Origin of the sequence: Anaerolinea thermolimosa (assembly GCF_001050195.2) — a bacterium.
GTDB lineage: Bacteria > Chloroflexota > Anaerolineae > Anaerolineales > Anaerolineaceae > Anaerolinea > Anaerolinea thermolimosa.
The window spans coordinates 1,296,845-1,315,490 of sequence record NZ_DF967965.1; the positions used below are offsets into that span (position 1 = coordinate 1,296,845).

Genomic DNA, 18,646 nt, shown 5'->3' on the forward strand with positions numbered 1-18,646 from the left:
GGTGAGAGGCGGCAAGGGCAACAAGACCCGCCGGGTGCCGCTGAACTCCGAAGCCCGCCAGGCCCTCAAAGCGTGGCTGGACGAACGACCGCACGGCGCAGGTGATTGGCTGTTTCTCTCGCGCACCGGAAACCCGTTGAGCGCGCGGGACGTCCAGCGCATGGTGGCGGAGTATGCGCGCATTGCCGGGGTGGAAGCCACACCGCACACCCTGCGCCATACCTTTGCCACCCGTGCAGTTGAGAATGGGGTGGACATGGCCACCCTTGCGGCGATTCTGGGACACTCCCGGATTGAGACCACCGGACGTTACCTGCACCCGACCGCTGAACGGATGCAGGATGCGGTGGAGGGGGTGTAAATTTAAGTTATTCAAATCTCACTGAATCCCCATTTCTAATATCAGGCACCACAGCATTCAGGAACCAGGCAATACTCGCAGGTTTGTTGTGCCCCTCTTTTCCATTTTGAGCAGAAAAATACAAATCTGTTACCGCTCCATAAAAAACAACTTCTCCTCCAAATAGGAGAATAACCCGATCTGCTATTCTGGTAATATCTTCCACATCATGGGTAGTGTAAAGAATCAATCTGCCTTGTTGATTACGCCGCAACAGGGAAAACACCCTGTCCCTTTCTTTTACATCCAACCCGCGGATGGGCTCGTCCAGCAAAATTAACCGCGGTTTTCCCAAAAGAGCTTGAGCAATGCCTATCAAGCGCATCTCACCATGAGAGAGGGATGACAACGGTTTATTAGAAATCTTCTGCAATCCCAGTGTAATAAGCAAATCCTCAATCTGTTCTGCAGTGCAGGATTCTTTCAGTGCCGCAAGGTAATTGAGAATCTGTCGTCCACTCAAATAATTAGGAAAATGTAGTTCCTGTGGTAAATAACCCACCTGGCTACGTATCGATTGCATATTTCGCGCATAAGAAAGCTTATCGAACCAGAGGTGGCCGTTATCAGGGCGTAAAACGGTTGCCAGACAGCGCAATAAGGTGGTTTTCCCCGATCCGTTTGGCCCAAAAACGGCTACACAACCGGAAGTCAGTTCCAAGTTAACATTCTTGAGTGCAAAGCGAGTACCAAAGGATTTTGATAATTTCTCGATCTTTAGTTCCATGCGTATCTTTCGTCCGTAATGGTTTTCCAAACCAGCAAGAAGAGAAGCAAACCGAGCAAAATCAACACGCCCGAACCTACCAAAACCACCTTAGAAGAGGTAATCAACCAAGTCAGCCATGAAGGATTGAGTATTCCTTCAGTAGAACGCAAGAGTATCTCGCGCCAGCCCAGTATTACCATCCCACCCCACAATGAAAGGGGAAGAATAGTTCCAGGCAAAACACCCCAACGCAAGGTGATATAAAGCGCCAGACCGCTCAATGTCAACAATGGGCCCAGCCATGCCAGGGCTAACCTCCACAGCACAATCTGTGTACTCTCCAGATGAATGATTAGCATTAGAATAAAAGCAATCAGCATATTCCAGCCCAATACCATGGTTAGACGTGCGATGAGCAATTCGACGGGATGTGTTGCAGTGAGTAACTCTAATTCATGCAGCGTTCGAGTCTCAGGGCGGAAGAGATAAACTACACTGCCAACCGCCATTAGTGGACTAAGAACCAGTAGTAACAAAGGCAGTAACTCGTTTCCCTCTAGAAGGGTCATCAGCAAACCAAGCAGCAAGACGAACAAACCGGCTACCCAGAATGAGGTTTCAAACATAGACCACTGGCTCTGCATCAGGCGATACCACCAGCTCCAGTTTCGTTTTGGAAGATCTACAGAGCGGGAAAGATGGTGCTTAAGCATTTCCAGCAGACGGGCGCGCTGCTCGCTGTCTGGCTCAGGCAGGGTGTAACTTTCCAAAACCCTCACCACTTCGTTCAAATCTCCCAGCGCCTCACGCTGGCCCTCGTCCAAATCTGCTACTAGCCGCCGATTGATTTCTTTGATCATATTTTACCTCCTCTCGTTCTAAAACCTTGCGAGCCATTTGCAAGCCACGGTAGAGGCGGCTCTTGACCGTGCCAAGCGGCACACCCGTCACCCCAGCAATTTCTTCGAGCGATAAATCGTGGTAAAAACGTAAAATGATCACCTCGCGCTGAGGCAAGGGTAAGTTTTGTAAAAGGAAAATGGCTTTTGTTTTCAGATCTTCGCGAAATACAACGTTTTCAACTGTTTCTTCCTCGACTTGCCACTTTTTGTGCCGTTCTTCATCGGGGTCAAATTGCATTTCCCGCTGAATAAATGCCGAACGGAAATGGTCTCGCATCAAGTTATGGATGATCCGAAAGACCCATGGCCGGAAGGCATCCGGCACCTCACCATGGTATTTCAACAATCGTACAAATGTTTCCTGAACCAGGTCCTCAGCAATCTGTTTATCATTTGTGATCCTTACCCCAAAGGCTAACAGCAATGGGTAATAACGCTCCACCAGCAGTGTAAGTGCCTGGTGATCTCCACAAAGTACGCGCTGATAAATCATTTCATCGGGTTCGTCATCCATGCTCACTCATGCCCAACTTAACTTTCCAGTTGTACCAAAACAGGTTAAGTGTAAATGCTCCCACACCTGCTACTAAAAGCAGCATTTGATTAATTACCGCAGAGGTATCTGTTGTAGGCCAAAGCGGATAAAATAGAAACAAAACTCCGCTGAGTTTCCCGCGCGTCTGCAATTCAATGAACCACCACATCATTACCGAGGCAGCTGCCGCCCAATACGAGCGGGAAAGATGGTTAATCAGCATAGAAACTCCTGTAAGAAAGATCGTTGGGGAAATGGCAAGTATCACAAGGGGGACGGGATTGAATGTCGGTATTCCCCATAGCACAAAAAAGGTTAGTATTCCCAGCATCATCGCCAGAGTTATCAATGCTAATGCCATCAGCACACGGATAAGTGGTAGACGGAAACGCGATTCTGGGTAGCTCAGGCGCAGTTCCTCAAAGCGGTTTTCGCCTTCGATGGACATCAAACGGGCCGTCGCCAGACCAGAAAACAAGGGCAGAAGGATCACAAAAGATTCAAGAAATATTCCGGGGGAAAGTTCTTCATACCGTCCCCACAGAAGGCGCGTCATCAAAGCATATGCCGGTATACCCAGACAACTCAACAGAGCGCTCCAGTGTCCGCTGATTATAATTTCGTAACTGAGCAGTGATTTCATCGGATCGTACCTATCGAACGAATCCAGGCAGGGAGTGCATCGTAAGGAAGTTCTTCCAATTCGGCTGACTTCCGTGTCATTTCCCAAACAATGGTGGCAATGGCTGGTTCACCGCCTTGTTGGTAAATTTCCAGCAGGGCCTGGAGGTTTTCATTGACTACCATGCCACTCTCATTAATGTTTTGGAATCTGGTGAGCATCTTTTCGGCATTGCCTTGCTCAGTTCGATACAGATTCAGAAAACCGACCACTGCTTCGAAAGCCTGATCCAAACTAGTTACGGGACGATTGTAAGTATCCTCTAATCTTCCTCCTATCATAAACCATAGATCACTTGCAATGGTGCGGGTTATAAAAGACTGCCAGGTGTTAGGTGTCTTAACGTACCGCTGGGTTACAATTACAGGATAACCCTCTGCAGGAGGTGTATAAGCAGGCAGACCTCCTTCTTCTCCCAAGACCATAAGAATCAGCCCCTTAACATTGGCATTTGGGAAGAAAGGGACAATAGCGCGAAGTGCACGAGAATAATCAACAGCCATCTCCCGACCTGGCTGTAGGTCGGCACTTGCTGTGATCAACGTTACATCATCTATCTGTTCCACCACCAAGCGGGGAGAAGCCACTAGAAAGACCCAACTGACCTGTTCGGCTGCGAAATGGTTTTCCCCAACTGCAGGGATATTGGCAGCCACCGGCAGGCCAGGATTGTTTTCGATATGCAGAGAAAAGCGCGCTGGTTCATGATGATCAGCAAGTTGACCATTAGAAACAGCTAGCGGATACCATGCTACACCAGTTGTCAGCCGAATGCCTTGTGGGTCAATGAAATCCGTTGTCTCCACGACTCCATCGGAAATGTTTTCCACACGCAAAGCACCTTCATATTCCAGTATTACCAAGGTACTTTCTCCAGGGGCTAACGGGCGTGACAAATGGAGATCAATCCAATCTCCATCGTGTTTCACCTCAACATTGGAGCGGGTTACCGAAAATACAGGATTGAGTCGTAAGGTAAATTGTTCCAGGTTGTTTTCCCATAGGTTTAAGACTTCTAAAACGACATGGAAATGGGGAATCCGCGGATTGGCCAAATCCATCACCACCTGATAGCCTGTGATGCGCACATGAACTGGTTCGTTCAGGGTTAACTCATTCCTATTCTGAAAGGATGCCTTCTGAAAGCCACCCACATAACGTGTTCCTCCCCAGCCTGCCAGAATCGAAGCGATGACTATTAATCCAATTGCGATTTTTGATGTGCTGTGAAAACGGCGCACAGAAACGATTTGCATCATTCCTGCCAGACAAAAGAGGAATAATCCAAAGTAGAAGAGATTGAACCATATTGGTTGAGTGCCGTATATCAAGCGCCCCCAAACGTCAGAATAGAAGCTAACCCCTTGACGCATGAAATTCAACAAACTAGCAGGTGGGAAGTGGCTGGATAACATACTCGGACCAAGTAGAAAAGCCAGCCAAACCGCGGCTAGAATCAGATACCCCCAACGATCAATATTTCTCCTGAGCAAAAGCATCCATGCCAGCGCATTGACAAATGCAATGGTTAGCCCGGCATCAAAGAGAAAAACGGAAACACCTTCCACCCAGGATGTGAGTGGTCCTTGATAGGCAGCAATCACCAAAGGTTCAATCAGGAAAAGGATGAGCGTAACAAACACCGCCATCCAACGTCCCCCAATCACCTCAAAGCCGGTTGGATAGGTTTCTTCTATTTCCTGAAATTGAAACCGCTTCGATCGAGAAATACTGACACCAGCCATGAACAAGCCTATGAGCGATATCAACCCGATTGTCAGTCGTCCAACTGTTGTTTCGAGCAAGGCCTGCGCCGAACGGTTATCCTTCCCAATAAAAAGTTGAAAGAACAAGGCGCCCCAAAGTACATGCAGCAAAGGATATAGCCAGTTGAGCGTCAGCAGGCGTAGTTCGGTACGAAAAGAAACCAGAAAACGAGAAAACATTGCTTTAAGCATAGCTTTCCTCTCGTTGTTTTTGATGATTCTGGATCACCGCTACGTATCCGTCCTCAAGGCGGGGGGAAAGCGGTTGTGCATCCGCCAGCGGCCGGTCGCTTGCCAGCAAACGCGCCTGTACCATACCATTTGTCATTTGAGTAGCCAGTACGGTATAGCGTCTTTCCACTTCCGACCATTGCTCCATAGGAACTTTTACCTGCCACACTGCGTGACGTGCCCGATTTGCCAACTCGGATGGACTACCAATGAAAACCACCTTGCCTTGTTCCAGCACTGCCAGACCATTACAGAACTCTACATCTGCCACAATATGAGTTGAAAGCAATACTGTACTTCGTTTAGACAGGCCCACCAGCAAGTTGCGAAAACGGATGCGCTCTTCGGGGTCCAATCCAGCGGTTGGTTCATCTACAATCAGCAATTCAGGATTCCCTAACAACGCCTGAGCAATTCCTAACCGTTGACGCATACCGCCGGAAAAGGTGCCTACTTTACGTTGCGCCTGTTCGAGTAAATTCACCTCGGCCAGCACCGCCTCTACTTGCGCTTTACGTTGCTTGGGAGGGACATTTTTCAGGATGGCAATATATTCCAATAATTCAAACGCCTTCAGACCTGGATAAAAACCAAACTCCTGTGGCAAATACCCCAACCGCTGACGAATGCTGGAGCCTTGACGAAGGACGTCAAAACCACCAATCTCAACCCTTCCACTGGTTGGTAACAGTAACGTTGCCAGAATGCGCATCAGTGTGGTTTTTCCTGCGCCATTTGGCCCTAACAAGCCGAACATCCCGCCTGTGATGTGTAAAGAAATATGGTCTAGCGCTCGAAATTGGCCATAATCCTTGGTCAAATTCTCCACTATAATTTCCATTATTCACTCCATACGTCGAGAAAGCATCCTCGCATTTATTCAATAAAACGAGAAAGATGAAGAAAAAGTTTAAGATCTGATTTACCCCACATTGAATCGTGAGGCCCCTTACTTCTTTTGTTATTGTGGAAAGCACTGCGAAAAGGCGGTGAGACTAGTGAACAGGCAGAGTGCGTAACAGGTAGTGTACCAACAAGCCGAGCTCTGGTAAGCCCGGCTTGTGGTTTTGCGGTCGGCACATGCCCTTTTGGCATTTTGTAAATGATGACACCATTTGAGTTGCAGTATCTTTTATCCCGCGACAGATAGAAATTATCCCTGAATAAATACTAATCTGCCATCGTCCTTTATATTGGTGAACCACAGGGTCATTCGGCTGGCTCATGTTAGCGAGTTTTGGATTTCCCGTTTTTTACAAGGAGAAGCTAGTGCGATTGAACATCCAGGCATGCCAACTGCTCTTCTCGATACCCACACTAAAAGCGCCGTAAGGGTTATAAAAATGCAATTATTTTTTTAGTAAGAATGGGTAATTCTCTTCAGCGCAAACTTGTGATTATTCTTTACTCCTCTTTAACTTTCCAGTCTTCGGGTGTGAGTCCAGCCAGCGTGATCAAGTTTACTGCCAGACAATTGAAATGAGCATCATGAAACAATCCATTTTGGCAGGAAGTTATCCACCCCCTGGCTACTCGCGCTTTCACTCCAAATTCGCCGTTGATACTTTTTAGCAATTCGCAAAAGTGAATTTCACCGAAATAATTCTCTTTCTTCCTGTGGTGTTCCAAAACACTTATAACATTTGCATAATTTCTCAAATTTACAAAGAGCAATCGAATTAATAACCAACCTTTATTTGCTTGGGGTTCGCTTTCTTCATCGTAAACAAAAAACTCCCCATCTCGATGGACTTTTTGAACAAACAAATCTACTTCCATATGCGTCATATCTCCCCTCGAAACGCCGCCGCCAGAATAGACTGCTCCAATTGCTCAATGGCACGCAGATCGGCTTCAAGCAATTTTGGTGCGCCTGAATGCCGTCCAGATAGGCAACAATGCGGCGCTGCTCAGCGAGTGAGCGAGGTGGATCACTAAGAAACAGTATCGGAATACTTGCCTCTTTTAGCGCTTTTTTTGGACATTCTTGGCATTCTAACGCCAGTCGCAATTTTTGTTTAATGGCTCAAGAATTGTGATGAACGAAAATAAAATTCCGGTAATTTTCTCTTTAAAATATTTGGATCTGGTTTAAGAGAAACCCATTCAGTTGACCCTATCCCGCTGACTGAAGGAGATTGTCACTTAAACAGTGGGTTTAGCAGGTAACAGAGAACAGGTACCTTTCTATAATGAGATTGCGAAAACCGGTCATATTTCTTCGTCATGACACACCTCCCTTGCCATCGGTAAAAGCAAATGCCCGTGCAGTCGGTTCGCTTGCGCGGGCGGCAAAAGTTTGCTATGCTCTTTTTGCCGCAACGCACCGCAACCGCATACCCTTTCGGGGCACTATAGTTGCCATCTCAGCCTCGCCAATCTCCGCGGTGAGGCTGAAATTTAATCTGGTTTCATTGTATCCGGGCAAAGAATTGTGTCAAGCCAATTTAAGATTAGCCCAGAACTGGTGTTTTTTTAATTTGAATAAGTTCTGGATACTTTTAAAGTTGAGTGGGCTGTTATGGCCTGGAGTTTGCCATGATAATGTAAAGTGTTTTGTATTTCGCATGGTTCTGGTTTTTACCCATGAATTTACGGGTGGCTTTAGCCCTCTAGATGGGATTGTGTTAAAATATCATCAAGGATTCGGTGGTCGGAAAAGTGAAGTTTTTTCCGGCGTTGGATAGCGTTTTATCCATCGAAAAGTACCGCCCCTGAAGACCTCCATTGACTGGAGAAATTTACTGTGAGATCCACCGATCCAACGATTCAACAAGTCAACTGGGATATTGTATTTAATGTTTACCGGCGTGGTTTTTTAGACCTCGCCGGTTTGGATTCTTCGGGAGAGGAATATGTTAATTAACCATGCGAAGATTATCTCCAATACAGCCCATACCCCTATTTTGGAGGATTACAGCCTCTTGATCAGAGAGGGAATCATTCAAGAACTTGGCCCCACGAGCGACATGGCAAAACGATATGATCGTGAGGAGGTCCTTGATGCCAGGGGACAGTACGTCATGCCGGGGAATATTTGTGCTCATACCCATTTCTATGGGGCATTTTCCAGAGGCATGCCCATTCCTGGAAGTTCTCCGAAAGATTTCCCGGAAATTTTAGAGAAACTCTGGTGGAATCTCGATAAAGCATTAACGCTGGATAATGTTTACCACTCAGCCCTGGTGTGTATGCTGGAAGCCATTCGCCATGGGACTACCACATTGGTCGATCATCACGCTTCCCCAAATGCCATTCATGGGTCACTGGATAGAATTGCCCGGGCGGCTGAGGAGACAGGCTTGCGGGTGTGCCTGTGTTATGAGGTGACAGATCGAGATGGAGAAGCACGTTCCCAGGCCGGTATTGAAGAAAACATCCGGTTTATCCATCGAATCCAGTCTGGTGATGATTTGAATGGGAAATTGGCCGCTTTATTCGGCCTGCACGCCAGCCTGACATTATCGGATGAGACGTTGAAGAAATGCCGGAAGGTGACACATGATGGACAGGGTTTTCACGTGCACGTTGCTGAACACCCGGTAGATCAATACGACTCGGTAAGGAAAAGTGGAACCCGGGTGGTGGATCGCTTAAATCAATATGGGATTCTTGGAGATCGTACCATTGCCGTACATGCGGTACATGTGGATGCCAGAGAAATCGAAATTCTTTCAAGAACAGGAACGTGGGTTACTCATCAGCCCCGCTCTAATATGAATAACGGAGTGGGGCTTCCAGAAGTTGAATCGATGGTTCGCGCTGGAGTTAAGGTGTGCCTTGGTAACGATGGCTTTTCGAATGCGATGTGGGAGGAATGGAAGACTGCGTATCTGGCTCATAAACTTTACCATCGAGACCCCCAAAAAATGAATGGCGCTTTGCTGCGGGAAATTGCATTGCAAAATAACGCTCAACTGGCAAGTGCCCTGTTTGGTAAAAAAATCGGGGTTATTAATACAGGAGCTCAGGCTGATCTCATTTTTGTGGATTATCATCCCTATACGCCCCTGGATAATCAAAACCTGCCATGGCATATCGTCTTTGGCTTTCATGAGAGTATGGTTACCACAACGATGGTTCAGGGAAAGGTCTTAATGTTGAACCGTGAACTGGTAGGTATTGACGAAGAAAAGGTGAATTACCAGATTCAAAAGACCATTCCTGAGGTATGGAAAAGGTATCAGGAATATTGTAAATTGACATACAGGGAGTAAATTATGGAAGAGCATGGAATTAAGAGTTTCTCTATAGGTATCATAGGTGGAACTGGAAAAGAAGGAAAAGGCCTGGCGTATCGCTGGGCAAAAGCCGGGTACACCATTTATCTGGGATCAAGAGTGCGGGAAAAGGCGGAACAGGTAGCGTCTGACCTGAATACGTTGTTTCAGGGAAAGCTTGCAGGAACAATCCTTGGGATGGAAAATCGTGAAGCGGCCCAAAAAGCGGATATTGTTGTTCTAACCGTTCCTTACAGTGCCCACCGCGAAACCCTTATGGAATTAAAAGAAGTCATTTCAGGAAAAATTCTAATCGACGTAACTGTCCCTCTGGTACCTCCAAAAGTTACCCGGGTGCAAATGCCCCCTGAAGGAAGTGCGGCACAGGCCGCTCAGATGATCCTGGGATCCAACGTTCAGGTTGTTTCGGCCTTCCAGAATATATCTTACGAGCACTTGCTTCGTGATGAGCAAATTGATTGTGATGTCCTGATATGCGGAGGGTCGAAAGCGGCCAAACAAGCAGTGCTTGAACTGGTTCGGGCAGCGGGTTTACATGGATGGGATGCCGGGCCGATCGAAAACTCCATGGTGGTGGAAGGGCTCACTTCCATTCTCATCGGTATCAATAAACAATTTGGCACACAGTCGGCAGGTATCCGAATTACGGGTGTGCCACGGGAGTAATGTGCGAGGGATTTCATGACTTTGACGATCCATCCAATTCCGGGTATTCCAATCATCTGTCCGGGGGATTCATTACCGGAGATCATTCTGGAGCATTTAGAAAAGAACGCATTAACCTTACAGGATGGAGATATTCTTGTTCTTGCTCAAAAAATTGTCTCCAAGTCTGAAGGCCGTTTTGTCAACCTGAATACAGTGATTCCTTCTGAAAAAGCCCATGAATTAGCCCAGGTGACGAAAAAAGATCCGCGCTTTGTAGAACTGGTTTTACGGGAAAGCTCGAGCGTTTTACGGGCGCGAGAGGGAACATTAATTGTGGAACACAAACTGGGTTTTGTGTGTGCAAATGCAGGCATTGATCATTCCAATGTGCAAGGGCTCTCAGGAAATGCAGAAGATTGGGTTCTGTTGTTACCAGAAAACCCGGATCGGTCGGCAAGGTTGATTCAAAGTGAAGTTTTCTCCCGCACCGGTAAAAAAATTGGGGTTTTAATTATCGATTCCCATGGGAGAGCCTGGCGTCTGGGTACGGTAGGGGTGACGATCGGGCTGGCTGGCGTTCCTGGACTGGTGGATTTAAGAGGGAAACCCGACATTTTCGGGTATCACTTGAGAGTCACAGTAATTGGCGCAGCAGACGAACTGGCTGCTGCGGCCTCTCTGGTAATGGGGCAGGCAGATGAAAAGATTCCCGCAGTCCTGGCGCGAGGGTTCCCTTATCCGTTACGAGAGTCCAGTTTAAGCGAGATATTCAGGCCTAAGGAGCAGGACTTATTCCGATGACTCGGGTGTTGACGGTTGCTTCCATTGTAGATACTGTTGGGACTCAAACGAATGCAGTCCTTTGGGAGGTTATTGGCCGAATTTTCCATGAGGCAGAGGCGCCGTTGACTATCCTCCCACACTTATCATGGCATGTGGCGGCGCATTACGACCAGGATTTGCTCGACGAATACCTGCGCCGTCTGGCGGGCAAAATTGGCCCCATCCCATTAAAAGTAGTGGGAGTAGGAGTGTTTAGTGGGAAGAGTCCTGTCATTTATCTAACGGTCACAAAGACACCCGGTATTGCAAGGCTGCATCATCTGTTGTGGACTGAGCTGGGTGCGATATCTTCAGAGGTGAATCCTAATTATGATCCTGTGATATGGATTCCTCATGTCTCTCTTAATTTTGGAGAGGTTAACCGCGAAGTGATCTGTAAAGTGGTCGCTGAAATGGCATATCTGTCGATGGATTTTCAGTTAGTGGCGACGAATATTGCTGTTCTGTATAAAGACCCATCGGGCAGTGGTGTTTTTAACCAATATTCTCTGGAAGGTGGAGAAATGGGAATATGAAGGTTGTTGCGCTTGCCGGAGGAGTGGGGGGAGCAAAGCTTGCTGATGGCCTTGCACGGGTGTTAAAACCTGCAGAGCTTACGATTATTGTCAATACGGGAGATGATTTCTCCCATTTTGGTCTACGAATTTGCCCTGATCTGGATACGGTCTGTTATACCCTTGCAGGGATGGCTAACCCACAAACGGGATGGGGACGAAAAGACGAAACCTGGAATGTGATGGAACATTTACGGGAAATTGGCGCCCCCACGTGGTTCAACCTGGGCGATCGTGATTTAGCTACCCATCTTGAACGGACCAGGAGGCTTGCACAAGGGGAGAGACTCAGTGAAATAACCCGTCAGTTTTGCGATCTCTGGGGAATCCAGTGTTCGGTAATGCCGATGAGTGATGACCAAATGGAAACCTGGGTTGAAACTATGGAGGCGGGGTGGATACCATTTCAGGAGTATTTTGTCCTTCATCGGTGTGAATTGAAAGTAAAGGGGTTTGAGTTTCGGGGGCGTGAAAAAGCGAGGCCTGCGCCAGGGGTCATGGATGCAATTCAGAAAGCAGATAGCATCATCGTTTGTCCATCAAATCCATGGGTCTCAATTACCCCGATTGTGGAAGTTCCGGGGATCATGGAAGAAATAACCAGAAGCGATGCCATTCGCATAGCCGTTTCTCCAATTATCCAGGGTAAAACCATTAAAGGACCGGCAGCGAAAATGTATGCGGAGATGGGAATCCAACCTTCTGCAACTACTGTTGCCAGGCATTATTCTTCCTGGATTCATGGGTTCGTAATGGATGTGCTGGACCAGCAGGAAAGAGATGATGTGATGAGGTTAGGGGTTGAAGTTCTATTAACGGACACTATTATGACAGATGTTGAAAAACGTGTAGAACTGGCACAGGCTGTCCTTGAATTTTCTGAAAAACTCTCCAGGGAGATAGTGAAATCATGAGCCTCTGGGCATTGGTGCCGGTGAAACCTCTACGGAAGGGAAAATCACGTTTGGCGAACATTTTGCCTGAAGAGGAACGGGCATTATTGAATTACCAGTTACTCACTAATACCCTGACAGCGTTGAAATCAGTTCATGGAATCGATCAGGTATTAGTTGTTAGCAGAGATACGGCTGTCCTCTCATTGGCAAGGGAGTTTGGTTATAAAACCTTGCAGGAAGATGATGAAAGTTCGGACCTCAATATAGCGCTCTCTCGGGCTACTGTGGTAGCTCAGTATTATGGAGCGACTGCTTTGTTGATTATTCCGGCTGATTTACCGCTATTGAAATCGTCCCATATTCAAAGTATTCTTAGAGATGCCAGGGGTTCACCGTTAATGGTGATCGTACCAGATAGGCACCGAGAAGGGACAAATTTGATGTATATTGCACCTCCTGGATTGGTGGAATACCGTTATGGGGCCCATTCCTTCCAGGCTCATTTGGAAGAAGCCCGAAAGCATCAAATACCTGTGGTAACGATTGAAATCGAATCGGTGATGTTAGACCTTGATGTCCCTGAAGACCTTGATGAATTAAGTAAAGTGCACAATCTTGGAGCATTTTCATAAAAAGGCAGGAGGAGAAATGGCGAATCGGGTGGCTTTATACCTTCAGGATGCCCATGATTTACGAGAAGGGTTGAAATATGTGAAATACGCGGAAGAGCATGGGTTTGAGGCGGTGTGGCAGGCAGAAAGCCGGCTGGTGAGAGATGCTATTGTTCCAATGGCAGCATATGCGGCAGTTACAGAACGTATCAAGGTGGGTTCGGGTGTTATTAATAACTGGACGCGGAATATTGGATTGCTGGCTGCCACTTTTCTGACCCTGGATGATCTTGCTCCGGGTCGAATTATTTGTGGCATTGGAGCCTGGTGGGATCCACTGGCCAGAAATGTTGGGATCGAACGTAAAAAACCACTTGTAGCCATGCGAGAGACGGTTCTGGTTTTAAAACGTCTTCTGGCTATGGAGAGAGTCACTTTTCATGGAGAATTCATCCATGTGGATGGTATTGAATTGGATGTGGTTCACGGACGAAGGGAACCCCGCCACGTCCCTATCATGATTGGTGCAACCGGTGACCTGATGATGGAGTTGACCGGAGAAATAGCGGATGGGGTGGTTTTAAATTACTGTGTGGCTCCTGAATATAATCTACGAGCCCTTGAATTGCTGGATAAAGGTGCCAGAAAAGCAGGCCGTTCTCTGGATGAGATTGATCGCCCACAGCTGATTGTATGCTCGGTACATGAAGATCATGATCGGGCCATCGACACTACCCGTGAGTTATTAACCCAATATCTTGCTCAACAACCACACATTGCGAAAGCATCGGGGGTTTCAGAGGATGTTGTTCATGAGATACAGTCCATTTTGGGATGGCCAGCTACCCATGAACAGATTCAACGGGCCAAGCATCTTGTCCCGGAAGATTTAATCCATCGGATTACGGCGTCGGGAACCCCTGAAGAAGCCAGAGCAAAAGTGAAGGAGTATATTGCCAATGGTTGTACCTGCCCAATTTTGTATCCGGTTGGGGGAGATGTTCAATTGTTGATTGATACCTTTTCTCAGCCATTGGTTTGATACAGGAGCTTCTATGATTATTGAATATCATCGACCAAATGAGGTGGAAGAAGCCATACGGTTGCTCGGGCGAGAAAAACCAAAAACTATACCTTTGATAGGTAACACCAGGGTTAACCCATTGCCTGGGGAAGATATTGCGGTCGTTGATCTCCAGAATTTACCTCTTGACCAGGTTGAAATGGTCGGCAATGCCCTTGTCCTTGGCTCGATGGTTCGGCTTTCTCGTGTTATTGAGGAAAATATTGGAGGAAAAGCGCTCCAGGAGCTTATCAGGAGAGAATTTTCTCATAATATTCGAAACATGGCCACGGTTGGAGGAGTCATCCTGGGTGGAGATGGAAGATCCGAGCTGCTCGCCGGGTTGTTAGCCCTTGACGTACAATTGATCTGGTTACCGGGTTTAAATGAGAGCCATTTAGGAGATTATTTAGCCTTACGGGATCACTGGGAAATGGGGAGTCTCCTCAATGAAATTCATTTACCTGGAAATGTACAATTCCGAAGTGATTCTGTGAGAAGAACCCCCGTTGATCAACCCCTAATATCGGTTTCGGTTTGTCGTTGGCCTTCTGGAAGAACAAGGATTGTTGTTGGGGGATTTGGTAATGTGCCTCAGTTAGTGCTGGATGGGCCAACCAGCGAAGGAGCAGAAATAGCGGTCAGGAGTATTCTACGCCAGGCAAATGATGAGTGGGCTTCTGGAGAATATCGATTGGAAGTTGGGGCAATCCTTCTCAGAAGATTAATGAACTCACTCAATGAGGAATAAATCTCATGAACATTTCACTCAGAATCAATGGTGTCCTTTGTGAATTTGAGGTTTCTCCACAGACGACTTTGCTTGAGTTATTAAGAAAACAGGGCTATTTCAGCGTGAAATTTGGTGGCTGTAAAAGTGGAGAATGCGGGGCGTGTGCTGTGCTCTTAGATGGGAAACTGGTTAACTCATGCTGTATTCTTGCAGCTCAGGTAGCTGGTCATGAGGTCAGGACTACAGAATCGGTTGGAGAACACCCCCAGTTAGGCTGGAGAAAAACCGCTGGACTTCATCCTGTTCAACAAGCATTGATTGATGTAGGGGCCATTCAATGTGGCTACTGTACTCCGGCTATGGTGTTGGCAGGGATCAACCTCATTGAGAGAAACCCCAATCCAACTGAGGAACAGGTGCGAGATGCGTTGAGCGGCATTCTCTGCCGTTGTACGGGATATGTCAAGCCTGTTCAGGCCATTCTACGCGCTGCGGCGATTCTTCGAGGTGAGGTTGTCCCTCCGCTGGATGGTTTACCCGTTTTTCCATTTGAACCAACAGATATGCCAGATCATCTGGAGGGAATTTCTGAATCATCCAATCGGGTTACAGAGGTTCAGGAAAGGGTTTTACCGAAAATCTGGGTTTCTCCCGAGGTAAAGACCCGTGTAACCGTTGGAAAACCCGAGAGAAAAGTAGATGCGATTAAATTAGTTCAAGGGAAACCAGCCTTTACAGATGACATTGATTTACCCGGAATGTTAATTGCCAAAGTATTGCACAGTCCGCATCCACACGCTGTAATAAAAGAGATCGATGTATCTGAGGCGAGAGCACTTCCTGGAGTGGCGGCTGTGTTGACCTGGCAGGACCTTCCTCGAGTCATCTATTCAACAGCAGGTCAGTCTGACCCGATTCCGGGGCCACTGGATACGTTTTCTCTCGATCGCAAGGTGCGTTTTGTGGGCGATCGTGTTGCTTTCGTGGCGGCTGAAAGTGAAGAGATTGCTGAAAAAGCGCTTGGGTTAATCCGGGTGGAATATGAGTGTTTATCATCTGTTCTGGACTCGCGTTTGGCAATGTCTCCCGATGCACCAGTGATTCATGATGAACCCGAGTACCAGAACTTTGCCGGATCCGATCCTTCACGAAACTTAGCCGCCGAGATTCGTATTGATATTGGAGATGTGGAACAAGGTTTCCGGGAAGCAGATTTCATCTTTGAAGAAGAATATGAGGTTGCTAAAGTACAACAGGCGCATATTGAACCCCATGTTGTTATCACTTACTGGGACGAGGATGATCGACTCGTCATTCGTACCAGCACCCAGGTTCCCTTTCATGTGCGCAGAATACTTGCACCTGTACTGAATCTCCCCGTTAAACGGATCAGGGTCATCAAGCCGAGGATTGGCGGGGGATTTGGTGGTAAGCAAGAGGTTTTAATTGAAGATGTGGCTGCTCATCTGACCATAGCTACAGGGCGGCCGGTGAAATATGAATACACTCGCGAAGAAGAATTCATTGCAGCACGGTCACGGCATCCGATGAGAATTCGGATGAAAACAGGGGTTAAACAAGATGGCACAATTACAGCGAATGAAATGAGAGTGCTGAGCGATACGGGTGCCTATGGTTGCCATGCATTAACAGTCACTGGAAATACAGGGCATAAAGCAATGGCTCTGTATGTAGGTGATGGGAAATATCGAGAGTCGCCAAATATCAGATTTTATGCGGATGTGGTATATACCAACACTCCACCCGCGGGGGCATTTCGGGGGTACGGCGTGCCCCAGGGGTTTTGGGCGGTGGAACGCCATATGGAGAAAATCTCCCGGAAATTGGGAATCGATCCCGTTGAGTTCAGAATGAAAAATGCGATCCGGCAGGGTGAGTTACATCCTTTCAGTACTGCCTGGAGTGAAGGTAGAGAACCAAGACCAGAAATAATCCAAACCGTTGGACTGGAGGAATGTATCCGTCAGGGAAAAGCAGTTATTGGATGGGATCAAAAATTTGGAAACCCGGACTGGCATAAAGTGCCCGGAAAGCCCCATCTACGACGAGGTATTGGAATGGCGGCTGTAATGCAAGGCACAGCAATCCCTTACCTGGATATGGGCGGTGCCAGTATAAAAATGAATGATGATGGATCCTTTAACCTTCTGGTCGGTGCCACCGATTTGGGAACAGGATCCGATACAGTTCTGGCACAAATGGCGGCTGAAACCCTTGGAGTGCCTGTGGAAGATATTATTGTTTACTCCTCAGACACCGATTTTACACCTTTTGATAAAGGGGCATACGCATCGAGTACTACATATATTTCCGGGGCGGCAGTTGTGAAGGCAGCTGAACAGGTGGCGGAAAGAATTCGGATTCGGGCTGCGGCAATGTTCTCTACTGGCCAATCTGAGAGTGTAGACCCGTCGAGTATCGTGTTGAGGGAGCGAACCGCGTTTGCACCTGATGGTCGATCCATTTCTTTCAGGGACATTGCCCATAATGCTCTGCACCACGAGAACCAGGAGCAAATAATGGCGGTTGCCTCATATATGTCTCCGGTTTCTCCTCCTCCGTTTGCCGCTCAATTTGCGGAGGTTTGTGTGGATATTGAAACGGGCCAGGTGACGGTAGAACGATTGGTGATGGCAGTTGATTCTGGCGTAATTGTCAACCCATTAACGGCATCCGGCCAGGTAGAAGGGGGGATGACCCAGGCGCTGGGGTATGCAGTTTGCGAGGAAATGGTATATGATACTTATGGGAACCCTCGTGAGCGCGATCTGGTGGACTATCATATTTTCAGGGCGAATGAAATGCCTGAGTTGAAAACCATTTTCGTTGAGACCTATGAGCCTTCTCATCCGTACGGGGTTAAAGCGGTAGCTGAGATACCCATGGATGGGGTAGCTCCGGCAGTGGGAAATGCGGTGGTTGATGCCTGTGGTGCAGAAGTAAATTCTACACCTGTAACTCCTGAGAAGGTCTGGCGGGCATTGAGAGGTGCTGGGTAGAGGATAGGAAATGTCCGTATTTAAGGCGCTGGCTGAGCTTGAAGAAAAGGGGCAAGGGGGAGTTCTTTGTACGATTCTATCCAGCCAGGGGTCGACCCCACGGCACTCTGGTAGCAGGATGCTGGTATATCCGGATGGGACGATCATTGGCACAGTAGGTGGGGGTGAACTGGAAAATCGGGTTATTCAGGAAGCCATCGAAGCTTACCGGGAGGGAATTTCCAAGAGGCTGGTATATTCTATGGTCAATCCATCGGAAGGAGATCCCGGGGTATGTGGTGGGACGGTGGAAGTCTATGTGGAACCCATTTTCCCCAAGGCGAGGTTGTTAATTGTAGGCGGAGGGCATGTTGGACGGGCCGTTGCGCACCTGGGAAAGTGGCTTGGATTTCGCGTAGCCATTTCAGACGACCGCATAGAACTATGCAACTCTAAGAACATACCAGAAGCAGACGAGTTCTACCCAGTGCCAATTCGAGAACTTCCAGCAAAAACATCGATTGGTCCGGAAACCTTCTTAATCCTTGTTACAAGGGGGGTGTCCGTAGATGTTGAGGGATTACCGGCATTGTTAAAATGTAACCCGTCATACCTGGGAATCATTGGCTCGAAAAAACGCTGGCTAACGACGGTCAAAGCGCTTCAAGAGCAGGGAATTGATTCAGCGTTGTTAGAGAAAATTCGTTCTCCGATTGGTCTGGACATTGGGGCTGAGACTCCGGAAGAGATTGCCGTAAGCATTCTGGCTGAGGTTTTAATGATTAAAAATCAGGCCTCTGGAAAACCGAAACAATACAAGGATTTTTCATAAA

General features: G+C 47.6%; 19 protein-coding genes. 12 read left to right on the forward strand and 7 right to left on the reverse strand.

Annotated elements, in window-relative coordinates; all coding sequences use genetic code 11:
- Window positions 1–361: tyrosine-type recombinase/integrase (locus ATHL_RS05870; RefSeq protein WP_162787608.1), on the forward strand; the 361-nt coding region annotated here is incomplete at its 5' end.
- Window positions 362–368: 7 nt separating this feature from the next.
- On the opposite strand, the gene ATHL_RS05875 is transcribed toward ATHL_RS05870, so the two are convergent.
- The 7 genes from ATHL_RS05875 to ATHL_RS05905 form a co-directional block, all read right to left on the reverse strand.
- Entirely contained in the window at window positions 369–1,127 is a 759-nt protein-coding gene (locus tag ATHL_RS05875; RefSeq protein WP_062190759.1) for an ABC transporter ATP-binding protein, read from the reverse strand.
- A complete protein-coding gene (locus ATHL_RS05880; protein WP_062190761.1) occupies window positions 1,118–1,969 on the reverse strand; it encodes a hypothetical protein in 852 nt (283 codons plus the stop codon). Before ATHL_RS05880 ends, ATHL_RS05875 begins: the two co-directional genes overlap by 10 nt.
- Window positions 1,914–2,525, reverse strand: a complete 612-nt coding sequence (locus tag ATHL_RS05885) for an RNA polymerase sigma factor (RefSeq protein ID WP_062190763.1) — start codon at window positions 2,523–2,525, stop codon at window positions 1,914–1,916. Before ATHL_RS05885 ends, ATHL_RS05880 begins: the two co-directional genes overlap by 56 nt.
- Window positions 2,518–3,189, reverse strand: coding sequence for a hypothetical protein (locus ATHL_RS05890; protein ID WP_062190765.1), 672 nt, complete (start codon window positions 3,187–3,189; stop codon window positions 2,518–2,520). The genes ATHL_RS05885 and ATHL_RS05890 overlap by 8 nt, the downstream gene beginning before the upstream one ends.
- Window positions 3,186–5,186, reverse strand: a complete 2,001-nt coding sequence (locus ATHL_RS05895) for a hypothetical protein (protein WP_062190767.1) — start codon at window positions 5,184–5,186, stop codon at window positions 3,186–3,188. The genes ATHL_RS05890 and ATHL_RS05895 overlap by 4 nt, the downstream gene beginning before the upstream one ends.
- Window positions 5,179–6,066: an ABC transporter ATP-binding protein gene (locus tag ATHL_RS05900; RefSeq protein WP_062190769.1), complete on the reverse strand. Its 888-nt coding sequence runs from the start codon at window positions 6,064–6,066 to the stop codon at window positions 5,179–5,181. The genes ATHL_RS05895 and ATHL_RS05900 overlap by 8 nt, the downstream gene beginning before the upstream one ends.
- A gap of 563 nt (window positions 6,067–6,629) precedes the next feature.
- Window positions 6,630–7,004, reverse strand: coding sequence for a hypothetical protein (locus ATHL_RS05905; RefSeq protein ID WP_062190770.1), 375 nt, complete (start codon window positions 7,002–7,004; stop codon window positions 6,630–6,632).
- Window positions 7,005–7,423: 419 nt separating this feature from the next.
- On the opposite strand from ATHL_RS05905, the gene ATHL_RS18825 reads away from it, so the two are divergent.
- The 11 genes from ATHL_RS18825 to ATHL_RS05955 all read left to right on the forward strand — a co-directional run bounded on the left by ATHL_RS18825 (window position 7,424) and on the right by ATHL_RS05955 (window position 18,645).
- Complete coding sequence (locus ATHL_RS18825) at window positions 7,424–7,912, forward strand: hypothetical protein (protein ID WP_162787609.1); 489 nt, start codon at window positions 7,424–7,426, stop codon at window positions 7,910–7,912.
- A 168-nt stretch (window positions 7,913–8,080) separates the two neighbouring features.
- Complete coding sequence (ssnA, locus tag ATHL_RS05910; RefSeq protein WP_062190772.1) at window positions 8,081–9,442, forward strand: putative aminohydrolase SsnA; 1,362 nt, start codon at window positions 8,081–8,083, stop codon at window positions 9,440–9,442.
- 3 nt (window positions 9,443–9,445) lie between these two features.
- A complete protein-coding gene (npdG, locus tag ATHL_RS05915; protein ID WP_062190774.1) occupies window positions 9,446–10,132 on the forward strand; it encodes an NADPH-dependent F420 reductase in 687 nt (228 codons plus the stop codon).
- A 15-nt stretch (window positions 10,133–10,147) separates the two neighbouring features.
- On the forward strand, window positions 10,148–10,915 hold the full coding sequence (gene cofE, locus ATHL_RS05920; protein WP_062190777.1) for a coenzyme F420-0:L-glutamate ligase: 768 nt from the start codon (window positions 10,148–10,150) through the stop codon (window positions 10,913–10,915).
- Window positions 10,912–11,472 carry a 2'-5' RNA ligase family protein gene (locus ATHL_RS05925; RefSeq protein WP_062190779.1) on the forward strand — a complete coding sequence of 187 codons (561 nt, stop codon included), beginning with the start codon at window positions 10,912–10,914 and terminating at the stop codon, window positions 11,470–11,472. The genes cofE and ATHL_RS05925 overlap by 4 nt, the downstream gene beginning before the upstream one ends.
- Window positions 11,469–12,425, forward strand: coding sequence for a 2-phospho-L-lactate transferase (cofD, locus tag ATHL_RS05930; protein ID WP_062190780.1), 957 nt, complete (start codon window positions 11,469–11,471; stop codon window positions 12,423–12,425). The genes ATHL_RS05925 and cofD overlap by 4 nt, the downstream gene beginning before the upstream one ends.
- On the forward strand, window positions 12,422–13,039 hold the full coding sequence (gene cofC, locus ATHL_RS05935) for a 2-phospho-L-lactate guanylyltransferase (RefSeq protein WP_062190781.1): 618 nt from the start codon (window positions 12,422–12,424) through the stop codon (window positions 13,037–13,039). The genes cofD and cofC overlap by 4 nt, the downstream gene beginning before the upstream one ends.
- 16 nt (window positions 13,040–13,055) lie before the next feature.
- Window positions 13,056–14,060 (forward strand): LLM class flavin-dependent oxidoreductase, encoded by a 1,005-nt coding sequence (locus tag ATHL_RS05940; protein WP_062190782.1) that lies wholly within the window; start codon window positions 13,056–13,058, stop codon window positions 14,058–14,060.
- Between the two features lie 13 nt (window positions 14,061–14,073).
- On the forward strand, window positions 14,074–14,832 hold the full coding sequence (locus tag ATHL_RS05945) for an FAD binding domain-containing protein (protein ID WP_062190783.1): 759 nt from the start codon (window positions 14,074–14,076) through the stop codon (window positions 14,830–14,832).
- Window positions 14,833–14,837: 5 nt separating this feature from the next.
- Complete coding sequence (locus ATHL_RS05950; protein ID WP_062190784.1) at window positions 14,838–17,834, forward strand: molybdopterin-dependent oxidoreductase; 2,997 nt, start codon at window positions 14,838–14,840, stop codon at window positions 17,832–17,834.
- 10 nt (window positions 17,835–17,844) lie between these two features.
- A complete protein-coding gene (locus ATHL_RS05955; protein ID WP_084001211.1) occupies window positions 17,845–18,645 on the forward strand; it encodes an XdhC family protein in 801 nt (266 codons plus the stop codon).
- Window position 18,646: the final 1 nt, after the last annotated feature.

What these genes read in the sequence shown, in the direction of transcription:
- ATHL_RS05950 (WP_062190784.1), top strand. Translation starts at nt 14,838, where the DNA reads ATGAACATTTCACTCAGAATCAATGGTGTCCTTTGTGAATTTGAGGTT.
- ATHL_RS05885 (WP_062190763.1), bottom strand. Translation starts at nt 2,525, where the DNA reads ATGGATGACGAACCCGATGAAATGATTTATCAGCGCGTACTTTGTGGA.
- ATHL_RS05890 (WP_062190765.1), bottom strand. Translation starts at nt 3,189, where the DNA reads ATGAAATCACTGCTCAGTTACGAAATTATAATCAGCGGACACTGGAGC.
- ATHL_RS05905 (WP_062190770.1), bottom strand. Translation starts at nt 7,004, where the DNA reads ATGGAAGTAGATTTGTTTGTTCAAAAAGTCCATCGAGATGGGGAGTTT.
- ATHL_RS05940 (WP_062190782.1), top strand. Translation starts at nt 13,056, where the DNA reads ATGGCGAATCGGGTGGCTTTATACCTTCAGGATGCCCATGATTTACGA.
- ATHL_RS05875 (WP_062190759.1), bottom strand. Translation starts at nt 1,127, where the DNA reads ATGGAACTAAAGATCGAGAAATTATCAAAATCCTTTGGTACTCGCTTT.
- ATHL_RS05945 (WP_062190783.1), top strand. Translation starts at nt 14,074, where the DNA reads ATGATTATTGAATATCATCGACCAAATGAGGTGGAAGAAGCCATACGG.
- ATHL_RS05880 (WP_062190761.1), bottom strand. Translation starts at nt 1,969, where the DNA reads ATGATCAAAGAAATCAATCGGCGGCTAGTAGCAGATTTGGACGAGGGC.
- cofE (WP_062190777.1), top strand. Translation starts at nt 10,148, where the DNA reads ATGACTTTGACGATCCATCCAATTCCGGGTATTCCAATCATCTGTCCG.
- cofD (WP_062190780.1), top strand. Translation starts at nt 11,469, where the DNA reads ATGAAGGTTGTTGCGCTTGCCGGAGGAGTGGGGGGAGCAAAGCTTGCT.
- ATHL_RS05955 (WP_084001211.1), top strand. Translation starts at nt 17,845, where the DNA reads ATGTCCGTATTTAAGGCGCTGGCTGAGCTTGAAGAAAAGGGGCAAGGG.
- npdG (WP_062190774.1), top strand. Translation starts at nt 9,446, where the DNA reads ATGGAAGAGCATGGAATTAAGAGTTTCTCTATAGGTATCATAGGTGGA.
- cofC (WP_062190781.1), top strand. Translation starts at nt 12,422, where the DNA reads ATGAGCCTCTGGGCATTGGTGCCGGTGAAACCTCTACGGAAGGGAAAA.
- ATHL_RS05900 (WP_062190769.1), bottom strand. Translation starts at nt 6,066, where the DNA reads ATGGAAATTATAGTGGAGAATTTGACCAAGGATTATGGCCAATTTCGA.
- ATHL_RS05925 (WP_062190779.1), top strand. Translation starts at nt 10,912, where the DNA reads ATGACTCGGGTGTTGACGGTTGCTTCCATTGTAGATACTGTTGGGACT.
- ATHL_RS05895 (WP_062190767.1), bottom strand. Translation starts at nt 5,186, where the DNA reads ATGCTTAAAGCAATGTTTTCTCGTTTTCTGGTTTCTTTTCGTACCGAA.
- ssnA (WP_062190772.1), top strand. Translation starts at nt 8,081, where the DNA reads ATGTTAATTAACCATGCGAAGATTATCTCCAATACAGCCCATACCCCT.